Origin of the sequence: Flavobacterium denitrificans DSM 15936, assembly GCF_000425445.1 — a bacterium.
Lineage (GTDB): Bacteria > Bacteroidota > Bacteroidia > Flavobacteriales > Flavobacteriaceae > Flavobacterium > Flavobacterium denitrificans.
Window position 1 is genome coordinate 357,257 of sequence record NZ_KE384379.1, and the last position, 19,474, is coordinate 376,730.

General features: G+C 33.4%; 20 protein-coding genes. 15 read left to right on the top strand and 5 right to left on the bottom strand.

Annotated features, from left to right (window positions below; genetic code table 11):
- Nucleotides 1–32: 32 nt before the first annotated feature.
- From H600_RS0121245 to murI, 7 genes are all read left to right on the top strand, one after another.
- Nucleotides 33–917, top strand: coding sequence for an NAD kinase (locus H600_RS0121245; protein ID WP_026730676.1), 885 nt, complete (start codon nucleotides 33–35; stop codon nucleotides 915–917).
- Between the two features lie 173 nt (nucleotides 918–1,090).
- Complete coding sequence (gene porG / locus H600_RS0121250) at nucleotides 1,091–1,774, top strand: type IX secretion system protein PorG (RefSeq protein ID WP_026730677.1); 684 nt, start codon at nucleotides 1,091–1,093, stop codon at nucleotides 1,772–1,774.
- Between the two features lie 4 nt (nucleotides 1,775–1,778).
- Nucleotides 1,779–2,519 (top strand): undecaprenyl pyrophosphate synthase, encoded by a 741-nt coding sequence (locus H600_RS0121255; RefSeq protein ID WP_026730678.1) that lies wholly within the window; start codon nucleotides 1,779–1,781, stop codon nucleotides 2,517–2,519.
- Nucleotides 2,452–5,205, top strand: coding sequence for a BamA/OMP85 family outer membrane protein (locus tag H600_RS0121260; RefSeq protein ID WP_035108804.1), 2,754 nt, complete (start codon nucleotides 2,452–2,454; stop codon nucleotides 5,203–5,205). The genes H600_RS0121255 and H600_RS0121260 overlap by 68 nt, the downstream gene beginning before the upstream one ends.
- A gap of 42 nt (nucleotides 5,206–5,247) precedes the next feature.
- Complete coding sequence (locus tag H600_RS0121265) at nucleotides 5,248–6,276, top strand: OmpH/Skp family outer membrane protein (protein WP_026730680.1); 1,029 nt, start codon at nucleotides 5,248–5,250, stop codon at nucleotides 6,274–6,276.
- Nucleotides 6,277–6,290: 14 nt separating this feature from the next.
- A complete protein-coding gene (locus tag H600_RS0121270) occupies nucleotides 6,291–6,794 on the top strand; it encodes an OmpH/Skp family outer membrane protein (protein WP_209320136.1) in 504 nt (167 codons plus the stop codon).
- Nucleotides 6,795–6,949: 155 nt separating this feature from the next.
- Nucleotides 6,950–7,726 carry a glutamate racemase gene (gene murI / locus H600_RS0121275; protein WP_026730682.1) on the top strand — a complete coding sequence of 259 codons (777 nt, stop codon included), beginning with the start codon at nucleotides 6,950–6,952 and terminating at the stop codon, nucleotides 7,724–7,726.
- Nucleotides 7,727–7,729: 3 nt separating this feature from the next.
- On the opposite strand, the gene bamG is transcribed toward murI, so the two are convergent.
- Together bamG and H600_RS0121285 are read right to left on the bottom strand one after the other, a co-directional pair.
- Nucleotides 7,730–8,965: a BamG family beta-barrel-assembly machinery protein gene (bamG, locus tag H600_RS0121280; protein ID WP_026730683.1), complete on the bottom strand. Its 1,236-nt coding sequence runs from the start codon at nucleotides 8,963–8,965 to the stop codon at nucleotides 7,730–7,732.
- Nucleotides 8,966–10,297: a DUF4270 family protein gene (locus tag H600_RS0121285; protein WP_035108819.1), complete on the bottom strand. Its 1,332-nt coding sequence runs from the start codon at nucleotides 10,295–10,297 to the stop codon at nucleotides 8,966–8,968.
- Nucleotides 10,298–10,579: 282 nt separating this feature from the next.
- Here H600_RS0121285 and H600_RS0121290 point away from each other — a divergent pair, with 282 nt between their 5' ends.
- The 5 genes from H600_RS0121290 (at nucleotide 10,580) to H600_RS0121310 (ending at nucleotide 14,674) form a co-directional block, all read left to right on the top strand.
- Nucleotides 10,580–11,362, top strand: coding sequence for a DUF6268 family outer membrane beta-barrel protein (locus tag H600_RS0121290; RefSeq protein ID WP_245176611.1), 783 nt, complete (start codon nucleotides 10,580–10,582; stop codon nucleotides 11,360–11,362).
- A 16-nt stretch (nucleotides 11,363–11,378) separates the two neighbouring features.
- Nucleotides 11,379–12,386, top strand: coding sequence for a Kelch repeat-containing protein (locus H600_RS0121295; protein ID WP_026730686.1), 1,008 nt, complete (start codon nucleotides 11,379–11,381; stop codon nucleotides 12,384–12,386).
- Complete coding sequence (locus tag H600_RS0121300) at nucleotides 12,376–12,708, top strand: DUF4907 domain-containing protein (protein ID WP_026730687.1); 333 nt, start codon at nucleotides 12,376–12,378, stop codon at nucleotides 12,706–12,708. The genes H600_RS0121295 and H600_RS0121300 overlap by 11 nt, the downstream gene beginning before the upstream one ends.
- The gene (locus tag H600_RS0121305; protein WP_026730688.1) at nucleotides 12,709–13,821 is read left to right on the top strand and encodes a sensor histidine kinase; all 1,113 of its coding nucleotides are present in this window, start codon (nucleotides 12,709–12,711) and stop codon (nucleotides 13,819–13,821) included. It abuts the gene before it with no gap.
- 136 nt (nucleotides 13,822–13,957) lie between these two features.
- Nucleotides 13,958–14,674, top strand: coding sequence for a LytR/AlgR family response regulator transcription factor (locus tag H600_RS0121310; protein WP_026730689.1), 717 nt, complete (start codon nucleotides 13,958–13,960; stop codon nucleotides 14,672–14,674).
- A gap of 98 nt (nucleotides 14,675–14,772) precedes the next feature.
- Here H600_RS0121310 and H600_RS0121315 read toward each other — a convergent pair whose 3' ends face one another.
- Both H600_RS0121315 and H600_RS0121320 read right to left on the bottom strand, forming a co-directional pair.
- Nucleotides 14,773–15,294 (bottom strand): gamma carbonic anhydrase family protein, encoded by a 522-nt coding sequence (locus H600_RS0121315; RefSeq protein ID WP_026730690.1) that lies wholly within the window; start codon nucleotides 15,292–15,294, stop codon nucleotides 14,773–14,775.
- A gap of 6 nt (nucleotides 15,295–15,300) precedes the next feature.
- Nucleotides 15,301–16,290, bottom strand: coding sequence for a PorP/SprF family type IX secretion system membrane protein (locus tag H600_RS0121320; protein WP_026730691.1), 990 nt, complete (start codon nucleotides 16,288–16,290; stop codon nucleotides 15,301–15,303).
- 143 nt (nucleotides 16,291–16,433) lie between these two features.
- On the opposite strand from H600_RS0121320, the gene H600_RS0121325 reads away from it, so the two are divergent.
- The 3 genes from H600_RS0121325 to H600_RS0121335 all read left to right on the top strand — a co-directional run bounded on the left by H600_RS0121325 (nucleotide 16,434) and on the right by H600_RS0121335 (nucleotide 18,782).
- On the top strand, nucleotides 16,434–17,333 hold the full coding sequence (locus H600_RS0121325; RefSeq protein WP_026730692.1) for a NifU family protein: 900 nt from the start codon (nucleotides 16,434–16,436) through the stop codon (nucleotides 17,331–17,333).
- 156 nt (nucleotides 17,334–17,489) lie between these two features.
- Nucleotides 17,490–17,873 carry a hypothetical protein gene (locus H600_RS0121330; RefSeq protein ID WP_026730693.1) on the top strand — a complete coding sequence of 128 codons (384 nt, stop codon included), beginning with the start codon at nucleotides 17,490–17,492 and terminating at the stop codon, nucleotides 17,871–17,873.
- A gap of 99 nt (nucleotides 17,874–17,972) precedes the next feature.
- Nucleotides 17,973–18,782: a mechanosensitive ion channel family protein gene (locus tag H600_RS0121335; protein ID WP_026730694.1), complete on the top strand. Its 810-nt coding sequence runs from the start codon at nucleotides 17,973–17,975 to the stop codon at nucleotides 18,780–18,782.
- Nucleotides 18,783–18,788: 6 nt separating this feature from the next.
- Here the strand turns inward: H600_RS0121335 and tsaB are convergent, their stop codons facing one another.
- Entirely contained in the window at nucleotides 18,789–19,460 is a 672-nt protein-coding gene (tsaB, locus tag H600_RS0121340) for a tRNA (adenosine(37)-N6)-threonylcarbamoyltransferase complex dimerization subunit type 1 TsaB (RefSeq protein ID WP_026730695.1), read from the bottom strand.
- Between the last annotated feature and the right edge of the window lie 14 nt (nucleotides 19,461–19,474).

Consider the following 19,474-nt stretch of genomic DNA (forward strand, 5'->3'; position numbering starts at 1 on the left):
GACACATTGACAAATTATCTAATTAAAAAACAATGAAAATAGCCATCTACGGACAATATTATCAAAACAGCACCGAGCCTATTATAAAAGACATTTTTTTGTTTTTCACCTCCAATAATGTTGAAATTGTTATTGAAGAAAATTTCCTGGAAATGCTTTATGAAAAACAGCTTGTAAAAAAAGAGTACAAAACCTTTTCATCGAGCACGATTCTAGATAATAGTTTTGAAATGTTGATTAGTATTGGTGGAGATGGAACAGTTTTAAGATCTGCTGCTTTGGTTCGAAATTCTGGCGTACCTCTTTTAGGAATCAATGCAGGCCGATTAGGCTTTCTTGCCAAAGTCCAAAAAGAAAACATTGACATTTTACTGCAATACGTGATCGATCAAAATTACACCACTTCAGAAAGAACACTACTTGGCCTAACTTCTGAACCAAATAATGAAGCTTTCGCAGAATTGAATTTTGCAATGAACGAAGTCACCGTTAGCCGTAAAGACACTACTTCGATGATTACCGTAGAAACTTATTTAAATAACGAATACCTAAATTCTTATTGGGCCGACGGCCTAATCATTTCAACGCCAACTGGTTCTACTGGATACTCCTTGAGTTGTGGGGGACCTATTTTAACGCCTGATGTAAAAAGTTTAGTTATAACGCCTATAGCACCACACAATTTAACCGCCAGACCACTTGTTATTCCTGACGATACTGAAATCACTTTGCGAGTTTCTGGAAGAGAAGACCAATATCTAGTTTCATTGGACTCCAGAATTTCATCTGTGAAAAATGAATCGATCTTAAAAATCAAAAAAACAGACTATAAAATCAAAATGGTAGAGATTCCTGGCGAAACTTTCCTGAAAACTTTGAGAAACAAATTGCTCTGGGGCGAAGACAAGAGAAATTAAGTCCTTTTCTGACACCCTACTATACGATAATACCACTTTTTCTCGTTCTGCATGTATCGAATCCGCATTAAATGTCTCAAAATCATAATGTAAATTGAAAAAAAAGCACATTTAATCAAAGCAACGTTGATTCGTATCGATAATTATTATATTTGCACGCAATTTTGAATTAAATGAAGAAAATTTTTAATTTATTGTTATGTTTTTTCCCCTTTATTACACTTAATGCTCAGATCCATGAGATTGGTGTTTTTCTTGGTGGAAGCAACTTTATTGGCGACGTAGGAAGTACAACATACATCAATCCAGACAAGCTGGCTTTTGGCGTATTATATAAATGGAATAAAAGTCCGCGTCATGCGTACCGTTTTTCGTATACCCAATCTACAGTTTCCGGAAACGACCTAGATTCAGACGAAACAGGAAGAAACAGAAGAGGATACAGTTTTAGAAACAATATAAAAGAGCTTTCGGCTGGTTTAGAATTTAATTTTTTCGATTTTAATCTGCATGATTATCACACAAAAGTTACACCTTATATACATTCAGGTTTAAGTTACTTTTTTTATGATGATTTATACATTGACGGAGGCGATACATACAAATACAAAACTTCGAGCTCAATTGCCATTCCGATGACTTTGGGAATCAAATCAAATGTTACACCACATTTTGTTATAGGAGCTGAAATTGGCGCTCGCTATACTTTTACAGATAATATTGACGGAAGCAATCCAACAAACAGCAATTTTTCGGATTTGCGTTTTGGAAATTTAAATAATAACGACTGGTATGTCTTCTCTGGTATTACATTAACCTATACCTTTGGACAAAAACCTTGCTATTGCGCAGAATAATACAATGAATTTACTAGACTCTATAGATCACACAAATTTGCCTAAACATCTTGCCATTATTATGGACGGAAACGGGCGTTGGGCTAAACAACAAGGTTTTTTACGTGCTTTTGGTCATGAAAATGGCACAAAATCAGTAAAAAAAACAATTACAACTTGTGCCAAACTTGGCATTGAGTATTTAACATTATATGCTTTTTCTACTGAAAACTGGAATCGCCCAAAACTAGAAGTTGAAGCTTTAATGAAAATATTGATCAACTCTCTAAAAAAAGAGCTAGTTACTTTACAAGAAAACAATATCAGGCTAAATGCTATTGGAAATCTTGACAAATTACCAAAATCAGCCCAAAAAGAACTTTTAGACGTTATCGAGAAGACCAAAAATAACACTCGATTAACCCTTACACTGGCTTTAAGTTACGGATCACGAGAAGAATTGGTAAATGCCGTAAGAATCATCAGTGATAAAGTTAAAAATAATATAATTTCATTAGACACTATTGACGATTCAATTATAAATGAGCATCTTTACACGCAAAATTTACCAGACGTAGATTTATTAATAAGAACAAGTGGAGAACATAGAATAAGTAATTTTTTGCTGTGGCAGATCGCCTATGCAGAATTGTATTTTACGAATGTCTTGTGGCCAGACTTTAAAGATCAAGATTTATATGAGGCTATCATTAGTTATCAAAAAAGAGAACGTAGATTTGGAAAAACAAGTGAACAAATTAAATAATTTTTTAGTGTTACAAAAAAGAGTACAAATAGTCCTTACCCTACTACTTTTGGGTAGTTTTTCACAAATAAAAGCACAAGATCGAGTTCCTTTTGATCAAGGAAAAAAATATATTCTTGCTAAAGTTTCTGTTGTTGGTAAAATAAGCTTCAATGAACAAACTGTTGTTACTTTTTCTGGCCTTCAAAAAGGACAGGAAATAACAGTGCCTGGTGAAGAAATCAGTAGTGCTATCAAAAAATTAGGTAAACTTGGCCTTTTTGACGAAATTTCATTTTATGTTAACAAAGTAGAAAACGACAGTATTTACCTTGATTTAGATATTGTTGAGCTACCTAAATTGAATGAAGTAAAAATTGTGGGGGTTAAGAAAAGCAAAGTCGAAGGACTTATTAAGGACAATAACTTGACAAAAAATAAAATTGTCAACGAAAACTTAATTACGACAACTAAAAACTATATTGAAAACAAATACAAAAAAGAAGGTTATTATAACACAAAAGTTATCATTACAAACACACCTGATACTACTGCTGGAAATCAAGTAAATATGCTTGTACGTATAGATAAAGGTGACAAGGTAAAAATCAGCAACATCGATTTTGAAGGAAACAAACAACTTACAGATACTCAATTAAGAGCAGCAATGAAAGATACGAAACAAAAGAATTTATTTCGTGTTTTAAAAGCCTCAAAATTCATTCCTGAAAAATACAAAACCGACTTAGAAAATGTTGTTGCCGCCTATAAAGAAAAAGGTTATCGTGATGCACGTATAATCTCTGACTCTGTTGCTTACAACAAAGATAAAAATATGCTTGGCATAAAAATTAAGGTTGAAGAAGGAAACAAATATTACTTCGGAAACATTAAATTTTTAGGAAATACTGTTTATTCTGATCAGCTTCTGCATCGTTATTTAGGAATCAAAAAAGGTGAAACTTACAATGGAGTTTTACTTGAAAAACGTATTGCTGACAAAACAAAACCTGATGCAGAAGACATCACAAACTTATACCAAAACAACGGTTACCTGTTCTCTAACATCAATGCTGTAGAGGTAAAAACAGTAAACGACACAATTGATTTTGAAATTAGAGTTACTGAAGGTCCAATTGCGTATTTCAACAAAATTTATGTTACAGGAAACGACAAAACAAATGACCACGTAATTTATCGTGAGTTAAGAACTAAACCTGGAAACAAATACAGCAAAGAAGAATTAGTTAGAACAATTCGTGAAATTGGTCAATTAGGTTTCTTTGATCCAGAATCTATTAAACCTGAATTTAGAAATGTTGATGCTGGAGCTGGAACAGTAGATATCGAGTATCAACTTGTTGAAAAAGGATCTAGCCAGGTTGAACTTCAAGGAGGTTATGGAGGCGGTGGTTTCATCGGAACTTTAGGTCTTTCGTTCAACAACTTCTCAGCTAGAAACATATTCAACAAAGAGTCATACAAACCGCTTCCGATGGGAGATGGTCAAAAAGTAGCGCTTCGTTTGCAAGGAAGTACTTATTTCCAAACGTACAGTTTATCATTCTCTGAACCTTGGTTTGGAGGAAAAAAACCAGTACAATTTAGTTCTGCGATTTCGTACAGTAAACAATTCAACAACAATTATGCAACAAGAACAGTTGATAAAAGCAAAAGTTTTAATATTTTTACAGTACAAGTTGGTTTAGCAAAACGTTTAACGGTGCCTGATGATTTCTTCGTATTATCACAATCTGTAAGTTACCAGCATTATGACTTAAATAATTATTATACGGGATTATTTACCTTTGGTAATGGAGCATCGCGAAACCTTGCTTATACTATTGGTCTGACAAGAAATAACAAAGGTACGAATCCTATTTTCCCAATTTATGGTTCGGAATTTAGTATTTCGGCAAAAGTAACACCTCCGTATTCATTATTGAATGGAATTGATTATGGAGATTTAGAGAACCAAAAGGAATACAAAACCCAATATACAGGAGCTCCAACATCTGGTGTTGATGGCCAGCCATTAAACACAGGCGACTACGTGAAAACAGAAACTGTTAATGGACAATCTGGATATGTAAGCGTTGGATCTGATTATGCAAGTGCTGATACAGATGTTGCTAAAGTCGATCAAAAGAAATACAATTGGTTAGAATACTATAAAATTAAATTCAAAGCAGATTGGTATACTAAAGTTTATGGAAAGTTAGTCTTAAGAACATTAACGGAATTTGGTTTCTTAGGAGCTTATGATCAAGCAAGAGGAGTTGTACCATTTGAGCGTTTTTATTTAGGAGGAGATGGAATGGCGCAATACTCAATGGACGGTAGAGAAACTATTGGTTTAAGAGGTTATCCAAACGGATCATTGACTCCAACAAATGCTGCGGGTCAACAGATTGGAGCAACAATCTATAACAAATTTTCTATGGAGTTACGCTATCCTATTACACTAAAATCGTCAGCATCAATCTATGCGTTGACATTCTTAGAAGCAGGAGCATCATATCCACAATTTAAGGATTACAATCCGTTTGATTTGAGTCGTTCAGCAGGTGTAGGATTACGTGTATTCATGCCAGCATTTGGATTGTTAGGAATTGATTTCGGTTACGGTTTCGACGCTCTGCCTAATTCTGTTACCAATAAACCAAATGGATGGGAAACTCATTTCATTATTGGACAACAATTTTAGACAATTAGCGTTTGGTTAAAAATCATCAAATAAAGTTATGTTATGAGAAAACAGTTTTTATTTATATTTTTAGCCTTGATTGTAGCAAATACAAGTCAGGCTCAGACACGAACGACAAGAATTGGCTACATCGATATGGAGTACATTCTTGAAAACGTTTCTGACTATAAAGAGGCGACAGCTCAATTAGAGTTGAAAGCTCAAAAATGGAAACAAGAAATTGAGTCAAAAAAAATAGAAATAAACAAACTGAAAGAAAGCTTAAAAGCTGAAAAAGCACTTTTGACAAAAGAGCTTATTGATGAAAGAGAAACTGAAATAAAATTCATGGAGACGGAGATGATGGATTATCAGCAAAAACAATTTGGCGCTGACGGAAATCTAATTCATCAAAAAATGTCATTAGCAAAACCGATACAGGATCAAGTTTTTACTGCTGTACAAGATATTGCCGAAGCCAAAAATTATGATTTCATCTTTGACAAATCTTCGGATTTGACAATGCTTTTCAGTAATAAAAAATTTGACATTAGTGATCAGGTCATCCGAGTTTTAAATAGAACTGACAAAAGAGAACAATTGACTAAAAAACAATTGAAAGATCAGGAAGCTAAAGAAGCCCGCGAAAATGAAATTGACGAAAATCCGGCAATGGCAGACCGACAAAAAGCACTTGATGAAAAGAGAGCGGCAAGAGAAAAACTAATAGAAGATCGAAGATTAGAACAAGAGGCTAAGAAAAAAGAATACGACGATAGAAGAAAAGCCATACAAGCAGAAAGAGAAGCTAAAAAAAATGGCACGGTTTCTGAACCTGCAAAAACAAATGAAGCTGCCAAGACAACTGAAGCCGTTAAAACTGACCGAACAACGACAAAACCTGCAGCAACTACTGAAACGGCACCAGCAACAACTGAACCGGCAGTAGATAAAGCAGCAGAAAGACAAAAAATATACGAGCAACGTAAAAAAGAATTAGAAGAAAGAAGAAAGAAAATATTAGAAGAAAGAGAAGCGGCTAAAAAAGCAAAAGAAGCCGAAACACAAAAACCTAATACGACCAATAATTAATTAATATTTTAAAAATGATGAAACAAATCAAAACTTTACTAATTGCTGCCGTTTTAATTTTAGGAGCAAGTAACACAATGAATGCACAGGCTAAGGTTGCCCATGTTGATGTTAGCGAGATTATGTCGAAAATGCCTGCTATGCTAGATGCTCAAAATCAACTACAAAAATTAAGTGGTACATACGACGCTGAATACAAAAAAATGGTAGACGAATACCAAACTAAAATCAAAAAGTACGAAACTGAATCTACTACAGCTACTGAAGCAGTAAACACAGAGCGTGCTAAAGAAGTTCAAGATATGCAAAAAAGAATTGTTGATTACAGAGACAATGCACAAAAAGAACTACAACAAAAAGACAACGACATCATGAAACCAATTATGGAAAAAGTGAAAGCTTCTATCCAAAAAGTTGGAAAAGCTAAAGGCTACCAATACGTTTTAGACGGTTCTAGCCTTATCTTAGCTGATGGTCCAAACATCACTGCTGATGTTAAAAAAGATTTAGGATTCTAATAAACGAATTTCTTTTTATTAAAAAACTGCTCATTGTTTTAAAACTTTGAGCGGTTTTTTTTTACAATAAATTAAAACTAAAAAAGATAAAAAATTCGCAGATTTCAATTAAATTCAAATATCAATTTATTTCAAAAAATACTAAATTTGTATTTATGACGAATAACAATCCTATAGGCGTTTTTGATTCTGGAATTGGGGGAACTTCAATCTGGAATGAAATTCATAATCTTCTTCCAAACGAAAAAACCATTTACTTAGCCGATAGTAAAAATGCTCCTTATGGTCAAAAAACCAAAGAAGAAATTGTTGCTCTCAGTAAAAAAAATGTAGAATTTTTAATTGAAAAAGGTTGCAAATTGATTGTTGTAGCTTGTAATACTGCTACAACAAATGCTATTCGCGAACTTCGTGAAGATTATAACATTCCGTTTATAGGAATTGAGCCCGCTATTAAACCTGCTGCAAATAATTCAAAAACGCAAGTAATTGGCATTTTAGCCACCAAAGGGACTTTGAACAGCGAACTGTTTAACAAAACTGCTGAAATGTTTCAAAACACGACAATTATTGAGCAAGTTGGCCACGGTTTAGTACAGCTTATAGAAGACGGAAACCTAAACTCTCCAGAAATGACAGCGCTTTTAGAATCGTACTTAAAACCTATGATTGATGCAAATATTGATTATCTTGTTTTGGGTTGCAGTCATTATCCTTATTTGATTCCTCAGATAAAAAAAATTCTGCCGGACCACATCCAAATTATAGATTCTGGTGAAGCAGTGGCCCGTCAGACGCAAAATATTCTGCGTGAAAAAGTTGGTTTTTCAGAACTTAAAGAAAGTGAACCTGAATTTTATGTAAATTCAAATCCCGCAGTATTAGAATCGATTTTAGATTACAAATATCCTGTAGTTAAAAAAGACTTCTGAGTCTTATTCAATTTTACGCTTAACAAACCAAATTCCATCTAAAGACAAATTCAGCGATAATTTATGATAATTTTCTTTTATTAAATTATCTGATATTTTTCCTTTTTGTCCGTATGAATAGGAAATATTGAGTGTTGTAAGAGTATTTTCGATTGGCAAGGACAGACCAATCGAAATTGCAGCATTATTTACCCTTTTCCGATCTACTTCCAGATGTCCGTTATCAAAATTCGCTCCCATTGCATATTGAACCTTGTCCCAGTATTTTCGGAAATCTTTTTTGGCGCGGTAAGTAAAACCAAGCGCGAACCGGTCTTGATTCACAAAATCTCCGTATAATTCAGATTGGCTAGTGTTGCTCCAAAAGCTTTTTTCATAATCGAAAGTCATATTCAAATTATTCTTAAAGCGCTTACTAATACCTACTCCTATTTCCAAAGGCATATAATAATCGTCAATATCTGAAGCAACATCAGATTGAATTGTTGTTATAACTTCATCAGCTATGACCTCAACGCTCTGCACTTTTGATGCTTTGATTTGAGCGGGCAATTTAATCACTGGAGCTATTGTAAAGGTAGAGTCAATCTTATATTGCGCTCCTAATGTTGCGCGAAGACCATTGTAGTTTGTCTTTTTATTGACTGTTGTCAGCGTATTCTGAATCAAGAAATTTCGTTCGTCAGTAGTGCTTCCAAATAAAACAGAACCAGAGAAACCAAGTGAGAATTTTTTCCCAAATCTATATCCATATGAGAAATCAAAATTATTCAATCCTCCAGATCCAGTCGCTGTTAAACAATAATATTCCTGACTGTTTTCTATTGGCAGTTGTAGATTTGAAATTTTAAAAGCGGCGCTTGAATATGGGCGAAGCGCTAAACTAAAACCTGAATTTTTAGTCACTGGAAAAGCAAAAGCAATGTGCGAGAATTGAAAATTATTTCGCTTTTCGGAACGTGAACTGCTTTGATAAGTTGTCGCAATAGCTTTTCCCCCAATATCAAACATAAAATGATTTAGAGAAAGATAGCCCAACGATGCCGGATTTAAATTATTGATAAAAGTATCAGACGGCAAAGCCATTCCAGATGAACCAATTGAAGGAAGAATTCCGAAATCAGAATCATAAACGCTCCCAACGCCGTATAGCGAATAAGGCGAACTTGAAATACTTTGAGAAAATGAAGTGAGCGACAATAAAATGGCGCCGATCAAATAAATTATTTTACTTTTCATTTAATAAGAGATATAATAAATTTTCAGTTGAATTTTATTTTCCAAATGTTTTTGATCGCCCAAAACAATTCGGTTTACAGTTTTAGAAATCCCTGGCAATGTGAGAATCAAAGATGATCTTGAATCTGATTTCTTTAGCATTTCCTTCTGCAAAAAATTCCCAATAGGAATGGTATAACCAACATTTTCATTAAATTCATCACTCTTCTTATTCAAAATCCCATAAACAGTGGTTCCGGCAGAATTCACTAAGGAAGCACTAATTCGGTTTAAATTATCAGCTACAAATACAGACAGTGAATCTGCTAAAGGATATTTCGCAGAATAAGTATTGTTAACGGGCTTTAAAACAAGTTCGGCATTGACAATTGCGCCGTTATCTGAAATATACTTCAGTTGCTTTATATTGGGGAAATCAATCCTGCAAGACACGCCTGTCCCCGACTGAATAAAACCCTGCTGATTTGTGAGCGAACTGGATAGTTTACTGCTGGAAATAGGCAAGCTTTGAAGTATTGTACCTGTTTTGTCTGAAGAAATTGAATTGAATTGTTTCGTTGCATCCAATATTGAAAAATCCAATATATAGGGAGTTTCTTCAGTATCAGCCTGATATTTGGAATAATACATCCTAACTTTGCTCTCTGCGATATGAAAGCCAATAAGACTGGATGTATTTGAGGTAGACGGTACTAAAACAAGCCCTTTTAAATATTCCGAAAAACTATCAAAATCGGTAATTTCTCTTTTTTTTAGTTTTTGAAAAAGTGCCGAACCAAAAACATCGCTCATTTTAATTACAATTGAATCTTTTTCAATTGGTCTCGGTTTATATGAAATAGTTCCAATACTTTCATCATTGTATGCAAAAGATGAATTATTATATAAATTATCATCTTCTGTATTTGGTTTTACTCTTTGCGTCAAACGATGAATATTAAAGGTCTGTACTTTTGTAGTATCACCATAATAATAATTATCGTATTTTAAAATCATAGCTATCGAATCAAAAACATAATTCACAGCTTCTGTATCTGAGCCTCCTCCTGAATTCAAAGTGTAAGATTGCCCTGCTAACTGCAAGTAACTATTCGATTTTACTTTCCCGAAAATAGGATCATCATAATTACCCACCAAAATCCTATTTTGATTTGAAGTAATCAACGAATCAAAATTTATTGTCGACATTTCAACCGTAACAGTATCGATTAGAATTGCTTTGTTGCTTAAAGCCAAATAATCTGACCCAACTACAAATTCACCTGCATCAGTATCAGTTCCACATGAAAGTATCGTGATAGCAAAAAAGAACATCAATATAAACTTGTGCATAATAAAAATTTTTCGCCAAATATAAAATGTCGTAATCTGCACCACACTATAACATATACAACCGCGGTTTTTTGACCTACAAACAGCAAAAAATCATCTATAATGTAGCAAGACAAACAAATCTCGATTTCAGCCTTTAAAAAAGCGATTTAGTCTATCAAAAAACGCCATACATATATATTCTTTTTTTTTAAAGCATCAGCCATCTACTTTTGAGCCAATAATTAGGCAATGAGAATAAGGCTTTTAATATGTTTGGTTTTTACAATTTCATTTTTTAGTATGAAGGCTCAAGAAACTTTTTCGGCAAATGTGAATTTAAAAACAGAACCTACTGATAAAATTGATTTTAATGAGAGCAACATTTCAGTATTATTCAATAAAAAAATAAATGCGAAAAACCAGCTCACAAATACATCTGAATATGCTAGGCTGAACGTTAATTATGAATTTTCAGAATTTGAAGATCTAGCTCTATTTAATCTATTTCAAAACAAAACGGATTATTCATTTCAGGCATTTGATAAAACAAAAATGAAATTTTCACTTACTCAAATGTTTAGCTTTCAAGAAAACTTAGACTGGTCTGATTTTACTCTTTTGGGGAGTTTTGAAATTCAACAGCAATTGAACTCTAACACAAATATTACGATTGGAGCTGCGCGATCAACTGTTTTTGGAACTCCAAAATTCATCCCTATTGTATCAATAAACTATACATTAAATGAAAAAAGCTTGATTTCGGTAGGATTTCCAGACTCAAAAATTTCATATTTAAATAATGTTCGAAACAAATTCAGTTTGACAAACAGCTTCAATGGAAACTATTATCATTTAGATCAAAAATCAGTTTTAAACTATGAAGCTTCTAAAATGGGTTTGTCACAAATGACATCAGCTTTTGAATATGAAAGAAATGTTGATGAAAATTGGTTTTTGAATTTTAAAGCCGGATATGATTTCAACAAACAATACAAACTGATTGATTCTGAAAATCACACTGTATACAATTTCAATACAGGCAACGGATACATTTTTGGCATTGGCATCAAATACAAACAATAAATAAATTTAATACATTATGAATAATTTGAAAAAAGGAATATTGTTCGCGACTCTATTTTCGGCTCTTGTTTTTGTAGGCTGCAGTAATGATGATGACGATGACGATTTAATAGGAAACTGGGTAAAAAAGTCGGCATTTGATGGTCCGGCAAGATCCAGCGCCACAAGTTTCGTTATTGGCGATTATGCATATGTAGCAACCGGCTATACTGGTGATGTATATTTGAAAGATTTATGGGCCTACAATTCTAATGGAGATTACTGGGAGCAAAAAGCCGATTTTATTGGCGTAGGAAGAAGTTCAGCTTCAAGTTTTGCCTTGAATGAAAAAGGATATGTTGGTCTTGGCTATGATGGTACAAATAAATTGAAAGATTTTTTCCAATATGACCCTACAAGCAACAGCTGGACGCAAAAAACTGATTTTGCAGGAACAGGACGTTATGGTGCCTTAGGATTTCAAGTAGGCGGAAAAGCTTATTTTGGAACTGGTTATGACGGAAATTACCTGAAAGATTTCTACCAATATAATGACCAAACAAACACTTGGACTTTGGTAAATGGCTTTAGCGGAAACAAAAGACGTAACGCAACTGTTTTTGTAATTGGCGACAAAGCTTATTTAGGAACTGGAATCAACAATGCAGTATATCAAGAAGACTTTTGGGAATTTGACCCGGCAACAGACGTTTGGACTAGAAAACGTGATATTGACAAAGATATTGATGACGATTACACATACAACGACGAATATGCAATAACTCGTTCGAATGCCTCTAGTTTCAGCATGAACGGTTTGGGATATATTGTAGGCGGCGAAAGTGTCAAAACAGTTTGGGAATATAATCCATCAACAGATCTTTGGGTCGAAAGAACTCCAATGGAAGGTGCAACAAGAACAGATGCTGTTGGTTTCGCCATCAATAACCGCGGATTTTATATGCTAGGAAGAGTTGGGTCAAGTTATTTTGACGATGCTTGGGAATTTAAACCTCTTGATGAACAAAGCGACGATGACAATTAATACAAAAAAACAATTCTTCTGGAGTAAAATCCAGAAGAATTTATTGTTTATTTTACTTGTCTTGCAATTTGCAGCTTGTGCAAAAAACGAGAGATTTAAAATCGATTCTTTTAAAACTCAAGCGGGTTGGGGATATACAATTTCTGCCAAAAACAAAATTTTGATAAAACAATCTATTATTCCGGCAATCAGCACTGTAAAAAGTTTTTCATCAGAAGAAGACGCCCTAAAAACCGCAAAATTAGTAGTTAGCAAACTCGACCAGAATATGTCGCCAACTATAACGAAAAATGATTTAATTTTATTAAAAATAAAATTCTAAATGAAGATCGACGCCATTAAAAATACAAGCTCAAACAAAATTCTATTTCATTGTATCATATGGATTTTCTTTATATTGACCTCTTTAATTCAATTTTACGAAAGTCCTTTCCGAATCAATAATGATTTCTATGCGCAATGGATCACAGGAATTCTACTGTTTTATCTAAACTATTTTTACTTGGTTCCGGCTTTGTTATTAGAGAAAAAATATTGGCTATACTTTATTTTCGCTTTGGCTCTTATTGTTCTTTTTATGGTTATCCGAACTAATTATTTTATTCCGGAATTCAAACATTTAAGACCCGAAAGCATGAGGCCACCGAGAATGATGCATGACGATCCTAATTTTTTTCCGAGAGGAGCCCATCATATAAGAACCGAAATTAGGCAACCATTATTTTTTAAAATTGGCCCATCTTTTTTCTATATTTTAATTATTACAATTAGCGCAATTATCCGAACATTGACTGAATTTTATAATAATCAGCAAAACAAATTAATTGCCGAAACCCATAGAACAAGTACTGAATTGATTTATTTGCGCAAACAAACGAATCCGCATTTTTTATTCAACTCCTTAAACAGCATTTATTCACTAGCACACAAGAAATCTGATTTGGTGCCTGATGCCATCGTAACATTATCTGAACTCATGCGATACATGTTGTATGAAACTGATAACAAAACGGTGGCTTTAGAAAAAGAGATCAATTATATCCAGAATTATATTGAACTGCAAAAACTCCGACTTAACAATATTGAAGACATTGTTATAAATGTTCATGGCGATACTCGAAATAAATTTATCGAACCGTTGCTTTTAATTTCATTTGTAGAAAATGCTTTTAAATATGGAACCGATTACAAAGGCGCCGCACACGTAAAAATCAAAATTTTCATTCATGAAAACAGTCTGGATTTTTGGATAGAAAACACAATTGAAAATTATGTCAAAGATCCTGAAAATTCAGGAATTGGTTTAGTAAACATTCAAAACCGTTTGGATTTGCTTTATCCAAATGCACATCAACTAACAATAACACAAGACAATCACTATTACCGAGTTCATCTAAATTTAAATTTAGATGAAATTCAGACTGCTATCAACTAAATGTGATTGTGTAAAAACGTTAAGAGATAATTATAAAACAGTTGCTTATTTTATGAAAATTTTAAAACTTAATTGACTGATTTAAAAGTACTTTTGAACACCAAAAACAAATTTTAAAAATCTAATTTCCAGTAGAATGAAATGTGTAATTATTGATGATGAACCTTTAGCAGTTGAATTATTAGAGGATTTTGTCAAAAAAGTAGATTATCTGGAATTGATCAGCACTTTTAATAATGCTATTGATGCTGTGTCTTTTATCAATCAAAACAATGTTGATTTAATTTTTCTTGATATTCAAATGCCACATTTCTCTGGAATTGATTTTTTAAATACAATCGAAAAAAAGCCTTTGGTTATTTTTACCACTGCTTATTCTGATTATGCTGTAGAAGGTTTTAATCTTGGTGCAGTTGATTATTTAGTAAAACCTATTCCGTTTCATCGCTTTTTAAAATCGGTTGTGAGAGCACAACAAATTGTAAATCCAGCAACAGCTATTCAAGCAATTTCTGAAAATACAACGCCACCTGAATTAGAACAGGATTTTATGTTTGTAAGAGCTGAATATGAGAATGTAAAAATGAATTTTGCTGATATTCTATTCATCGAAGGACTGAAAGATTACGTAAAAATATATACTACAGACAATAAATTCACGCTGACTTTAATAAGTTTAATAAAACTAGAAAATTTACTTTCCAGCAAAGGCTTTTCCCGAATTCACAGATCGTATATCATTAATATAAAACACGTCAAATCGATCCAAAAAAATAAAGTTTTGATTAGTGACAAGCGAATCCCAATTAGCGAAAGCTACAAAACAGCGTTCTTTGAAAAAATCAACTTATAATATTTATAAACTCAAATAAGCCTGATAGCTATCGGGATCCAAATTTCAAGTATTTGATTTTTTTTTTGAATTTGGAATTTAAATATTGGGATTTTTTATTATTGTTCTTCGTCTTTAAACCAACTTGAATACATCACGTAATTGTTTGAAATACGCTCAATTTCGCCCGCAAAATTAGATTGATCAATATCTTTTACCTTTTTTGCCGGAACGCCCGCGTAAATGCTTCCAGATTCTACAACAGTATTTTGAGTAATAACTGCACCCGCTGCGATAATTGAATTGCTTTCGATTACACAATTATCCATCACAATTGCGCCCATTCCAATCAAAACATTATCGTGAACTGTACAGCCGTGGACAATTGCATTATGTCCTATTGAAACATTATTACCAATAATTGTTGGATGTTTTTGATACGTACAATGAATAATAGCTCCGTCCTGAATGTTTACTTTGTTGCCAATTTTAATAAAATGAACATCACCGCGAACAACAGCATTAAACCAAACACTGCAGGAATGTCCAAAAGATACATCGCCAACAATTGTCGCATTTTCAGCAACATAGCAATCCTCAGGAATTTGAGGTGATTTTCCGTTTACAGACTTGATTAACATAGCAAATTAATTAATAGCAGGACAATTACAATCGTAACGTTCTTTTTTACAGAATAAATTGATTCCCAACGTAATTTGATGATATGCGCCAGTATCAAATTTCACATCGCCCATAACTTGTGAGTACGTATAAGCAAACATAAAATTGTTATAATTGATTCCAATTATTGGCGTAAAATATTGCAGTTTTTGAGCTTTAACACCGCTTCCTGTACTGTATTGTGCGCCGTCAAAACTTCTTCTATATGAAAAAGCTGCCCATATACTTCCAAAATCCACGTTTTTGTAGCCCTTCATGTTCAAGTCGATAGATTTTTCTTTTGTCTTATCAAAAACCTGAAGCAATACCGAAGGCTCCCATGTAAAACTTTCTCTTTTTCCGAAAACATATCCAGCACTAAGCAAAAATTTTCTCAAATTATCGCTTTCATAATCAGTATATAGTTCTCTTCTTGTTTCTAAAAGTCCTTGAACTGTTGCATGTGCATAAAAGTTCAAATAATTATAAGAAGCTCCAACATCGACATTGAAATAAGAATCTTTTTGGATGGAACCAAAAACAATTGGATCAAAAGTTCCGCCAAATGTCGTTTCATCTAATTGGCTCTGAATCAAGCCACCGCTAATACCAAAAGAAAGCTGGTTCAAATCAAGCTCATCTCTAGAAAACAAAATGTGGTGTGCATAAGTAAGTTTCAATCCTTTTTGAGAATGGTATCCATTTTTATCATTAAAAACAATAATTCCGGCTCCAGAACGTTCTCCAATACGACCATTAAAACTTAATGTCTGCAAAGAAGGCGCTTCATCCTCTCCAAACCATTGTTTTCTAGCTGTCAATCTAATTTTTGCACAATTTGCCGCACCGGCCATTGATGGATGGATCAAGTAAAGATTGTCGGATAAATAATCAGAATATACAGGAATTCCCTCTTGCGAATAAGAATAAAATGATGTAATTAAAAAAATAAATAAAACTCTGATTCTAAATTCCATAAAGGCAAATTTGTTTAAGTAAATTTCCGACTCTTGCAATTTAATACGATTTATATGTAAAGAGTCTTAATTATTTTATTAAAAAACCAAATATAAGTATTAGTAGAAAATAACTTTACTAAATTTGCAAAAAATATGCGACCATGACAAAAATCACTATAAAAGAAACACAAAACCCTACCATTCTTAAGTTTGAGTTTGATGATTTCATCACAAGAAATCAAAATTTTGAGTTCAAAAACATTGACGAGGCTAAATCTTCACCTCTTGCACAGCAATTATTCTACCTTCCGTTTGTTAAAACAGTATATATTTCTGGAAATTTTATTGCTATTGAACGATTCAGCATTGTAGATTGGGACGATGTAAAAGACGCTGTTGCAGAACAAATTGAAGCTTTTGTAAACAAAGGAGGAATTATTGTAAACATTGACGAAAATGCGCCTAAAAAACAGCCTATTACTGTGTATGGAGAAACAACTCCAAACCCAGCAGCTTTAAAATTTGTTGTTAGCAGAATGTTGACTAGAAATGCCGTTGAATACAAAAACATTGATCAAACCGCTTCTTCTCCGCTTGCGCAGGAATTATTCAAATTCCCATATGTAAAAGAAATTTTTATTGATGAAAATTATATTTCGGTAACGAAGTATGAAATCAATAACTGGGATGAAATTACTTTGGAATTAAGAACTTTCATCAAACAATATATCGAAAACGGAGGAACTGTTTTAGACGAAAGCTTAATCGAAACAAAAGCGAAAAATGAAGCAGCAAAAGATGAAGCATTTGACAAATTAGATGTGACTTCACAGCAAATCATCAATATTTTGGAAGAATACGTAAAACCAGCTGTTGCGGCAGATGGTGGAAACATCGCTTTTGATTCCTATAACGAAGACAACAAAACCGTAAAAGTAATTTTGCAAGGTGCTTGCAGCGGTTGTCCATCATCAACTTTTACTTTAAAAAGCGGTATCGAAAATATGCTAAAAAGCATGCTGAACGATGAAGCAATTACAGTTGAAGCTTTGAATGCTTAATCTGAAAAACATTTATACAAACGAAAAACGTCCGCACAATGCGGACGTTTTTTTTAACCTTATAGTAATCTTGTATTCAACAAATTATCAATACGAGAACATTATTATTCTGCGAAAAAGTTTAATATTGTATTCTAAACCAATCAATATAAAACTATGGGATTATCATCTTTTTTAAAAAATTTATTTGGTTCAACTAAAGAATCTGTAACCGAATTGGCAAACAATGCCGAAACTACTTTTGAGCAAGCAAAAGAAGCTGCAGCTCCATACATTGAAAAAGCGGAGACTTTTGCCGAAGAAACCATCGCAAAAGCTAAAGAGGCATCAGAACCCATAATTGAATCTGCTACAGAATACGCACATCAGGCTAAAGAAGTTGTAAGCGAATATGCTGAAAAAGCATCAGACGCCATAAGCGATGTTATTGAAACTGTAAAAGAAAAAACTGCTGAAGTTGTTGATGACACAAGAGCAATCGCTTCTGAAACTGTTGTTGACACAAGCGAACCAGAAATTGAGGAAGCAGGAAAAGAATAAAAAACGCATTCTTTTCTTATAAAATTAAATATTCTTTATATTTGCAAATAATATACACCTTCTCTTTTGAGAAGGTTTTTTTATTCTTAAAATACAATTATGAGCCCAGAACAATTAAGCACTTACGCCTCTAGATTTATCGATGTGGTAGTAATGGACTATGCTCCAAAATTAATCTCAGCATTTTTTATTTTATTTGTTGGTTTATACGCCATCAGATTAATCAACAGAGTCATCAGAAGAGTGATGGTTAAGCGTGAATTAGACCCTACTCTAACAAAATTTCTTGCTGATATTTTATTATGGGCCCTGCGAATTTTATTATTTGTAACGGTTATTTCAAAACTCGGAATTCCAACTACGTCATTTGTAACTATTTTAGGAGCAATGGGACTTGCAGTTGGTTTATCACTTCAAGGTTCACTTTCTAATTTTGCTGGTGGCATGCTGATTATTGTTTTCAAGCCTTTTAAAGTGGGGGATACAATCGAGGCGCAAGGCGTAATTGCAACTGTTTTAGAAATTCAGATTTTTGTAACCAAAATGCTAACTGGAAATAATCAGACCGTTTTTGTTCCAAATGGTGCCTTATCAAATGGAACAATTATCAATTATTCGATGCAAGGAGAAAGAAGAGCCGATTTGACTTTTTCAATTTCTTATGATTCTGATATTAAAAAAGCAAAAGATGTGCTTTTGAACGTTTTGAACACAAATCCAAAAGTACTGAAGACCCCTGCACCTGAAGTTTTTGTAAAAAATTTATCAGCAAGTTCTGTGGATTTTGCAGTGCGCCCTTGGGCAAAAAACGCCAATTACAGCGCGGTTTTTTCTGAAACTTTAGAGAATTGCAAAGCCGCTTTAGACGAAGCAGGAATCTCTGTTCAGCCTTTTACACTTCAAAAATAAAATGAATTATTTTTTTGATGGCAATGGCATCATAAAATCTTTCAAATAATAAGGTTCAAAATAAGCGACATCAACAGTGTCGCTTTTTTGATATTTATCAAAACTGATTTTACTCATTTCGCGTGCAGAAGGATATTTGATTTCTTCTAAAAAGACAAAGTTTTGTTTTGTCAAAACAGGTTTGCATTTATCAGCACAATCACCAACAAAATAAAGTACTTCTTTATATTCGGCAAAAGAATCTTCGGTAATAATTTCGGCTTGAATAGCTCTTTCTGCTTTTAAATCGGCTGTAAAAACTTCACTATATACTTCCATTCTTCTAGCGTCAAGCATCGGAATAATTTTTCCTTCTGAAATAGAAACCTGCGAAGCCAGAGTCTGCAACGTATCAACAGCGATCAATGGAATATTTAGTGCATAACACAATCCTTTTGCTGCAGAAACGCCAATTCGCAACCCTGTATAAGAACCCGGTCCCTGACTTACGGCAATTGCCACTAAATCTTGAACCGAGATATTTGATTCGGCAATTATTTCTTCAATAAAAACATGAAGTTTTTCGGCATGCGAATATCCTTCTTCAGCAATTTCCCGGCATACAATGGTTTCTCCATTTTTTGCAATTGATACTGAACAATTTTTAGTTGCTGTTTCGATGTTGAGAATAAAAGACAAAATATTTATTTTTT

What these genes read in the sequence shown, in the direction of transcription:
- porG (WP_026730677.1), top strand. Translation starts at nt 1,091, where the DNA reads ATGAAGAAAATTTTTAATTTATTGTTATGTTTTTTCCCCTTTATTACA.
- H600_RS0121325 (WP_026730692.1), top strand. Translation starts at nt 16,434, where the DNA reads ATGACAAAAATCACTATAAAAGAAACACAAAACCCTACCATTCTTAAG.
- H600_RS0121320 (WP_026730691.1), bottom strand. Translation starts at nt 16,290, where the DNA reads ATGGAATTTAGAATCAGAGTTTTATTTATTTTTTTAATTACATCATTT.
- H600_RS0121295 (WP_026730686.1), top strand. Translation starts at nt 11,379, where the DNA reads ATGAATAATTTGAAAAAAGGAATATTGTTCGCGACTCTATTTTCGGCT.
- H600_RS0121290 (WP_245176611.1), top strand. Translation starts at nt 10,580, where the DNA reads ATGAAGGCTCAAGAAACTTTTTCGGCAAATGTGAATTTAAAAACAGAA.
- H600_RS0121315 (WP_026730690.1), bottom strand. Translation starts at nt 15,294, where the DNA reads ATGTTAATCAAGTCTGTAAACGGAAAATCACCTCAAATTCCTGAGGAT.
- H600_RS0121260 (WP_035108804.1), top strand. Translation starts at nt 2,452, where the DNA reads ATGAGGCTATCATTAGTTATCAAAAAAGAGAACGTAGATTTGGAAAAA.
- H600_RS0121265 (WP_026730680.1), top strand. Translation starts at nt 5,248, where the DNA reads ATGAGAAAACAGTTTTTATTTATATTTTTAGCCTTGATTGTAGCAAAT.
- H600_RS0121285 (WP_035108819.1), bottom strand. Translation starts at nt 10,297, where the DNA reads ATGCACAAGTTTATATTGATGTTCTTTTTTGCTATCACGATACTTTCA.
- H600_RS0121255 (WP_026730678.1), top strand. Translation starts at nt 1,779, where the DNA reads ATGAATTTACTAGACTCTATAGATCACACAAATTTGCCTAAACATCTT.
- H600_RS0121270 (WP_209320136.1), top strand. Translation starts at nt 6,291, where the DNA reads ATGATGAAACAAATCAAAACTTTACTAATTGCTGCCGTTTTAATTTTA.
- H600_RS0121335 (WP_026730694.1), top strand. Translation starts at nt 17,973, where the DNA reads ATGAGCCCAGAACAATTAAGCACTTACGCCTCTAGATTTATCGATGTG.
- H600_RS0121300 (WP_026730687.1), top strand. Translation starts at nt 12,376, where the DNA reads ATGACAATTAATACAAAAAAACAATTCTTCTGGAGTAAAATCCAGAAG.
- H600_RS0121245 (WP_026730676.1), top strand. Translation starts at nt 33, where the DNA reads ATGAAAATAGCCATCTACGGACAATATTATCAAAACAGCACCGAGCCT.
- H600_RS0121330 (WP_026730693.1), top strand. Translation starts at nt 17,490, where the DNA reads ATGGGATTATCATCTTTTTTAAAAAATTTATTTGGTTCAACTAAAGAA.
- H600_RS0121310 (WP_026730689.1), top strand. Translation starts at nt 13,958, where the DNA reads ATGAAATGTGTAATTATTGATGATGAACCTTTAGCAGTTGAATTATTA.
- bamG (WP_026730683.1), bottom strand. Translation starts at nt 8,965, where the DNA reads ATGAAAAGTAAAATAATTTATTTGATCGGCGCCATTTTATTGTCGCTC.
- murI (WP_026730682.1), top strand. Translation starts at nt 6,950, where the DNA reads ATGACGAATAACAATCCTATAGGCGTTTTTGATTCTGGAATTGGGGGA.
- H600_RS0121305 (WP_026730688.1), top strand. Translation starts at nt 12,709, where the DNA reads ATGAAGATCGACGCCATTAAAAATACAAGCTCAAACAAAATTCTATTT.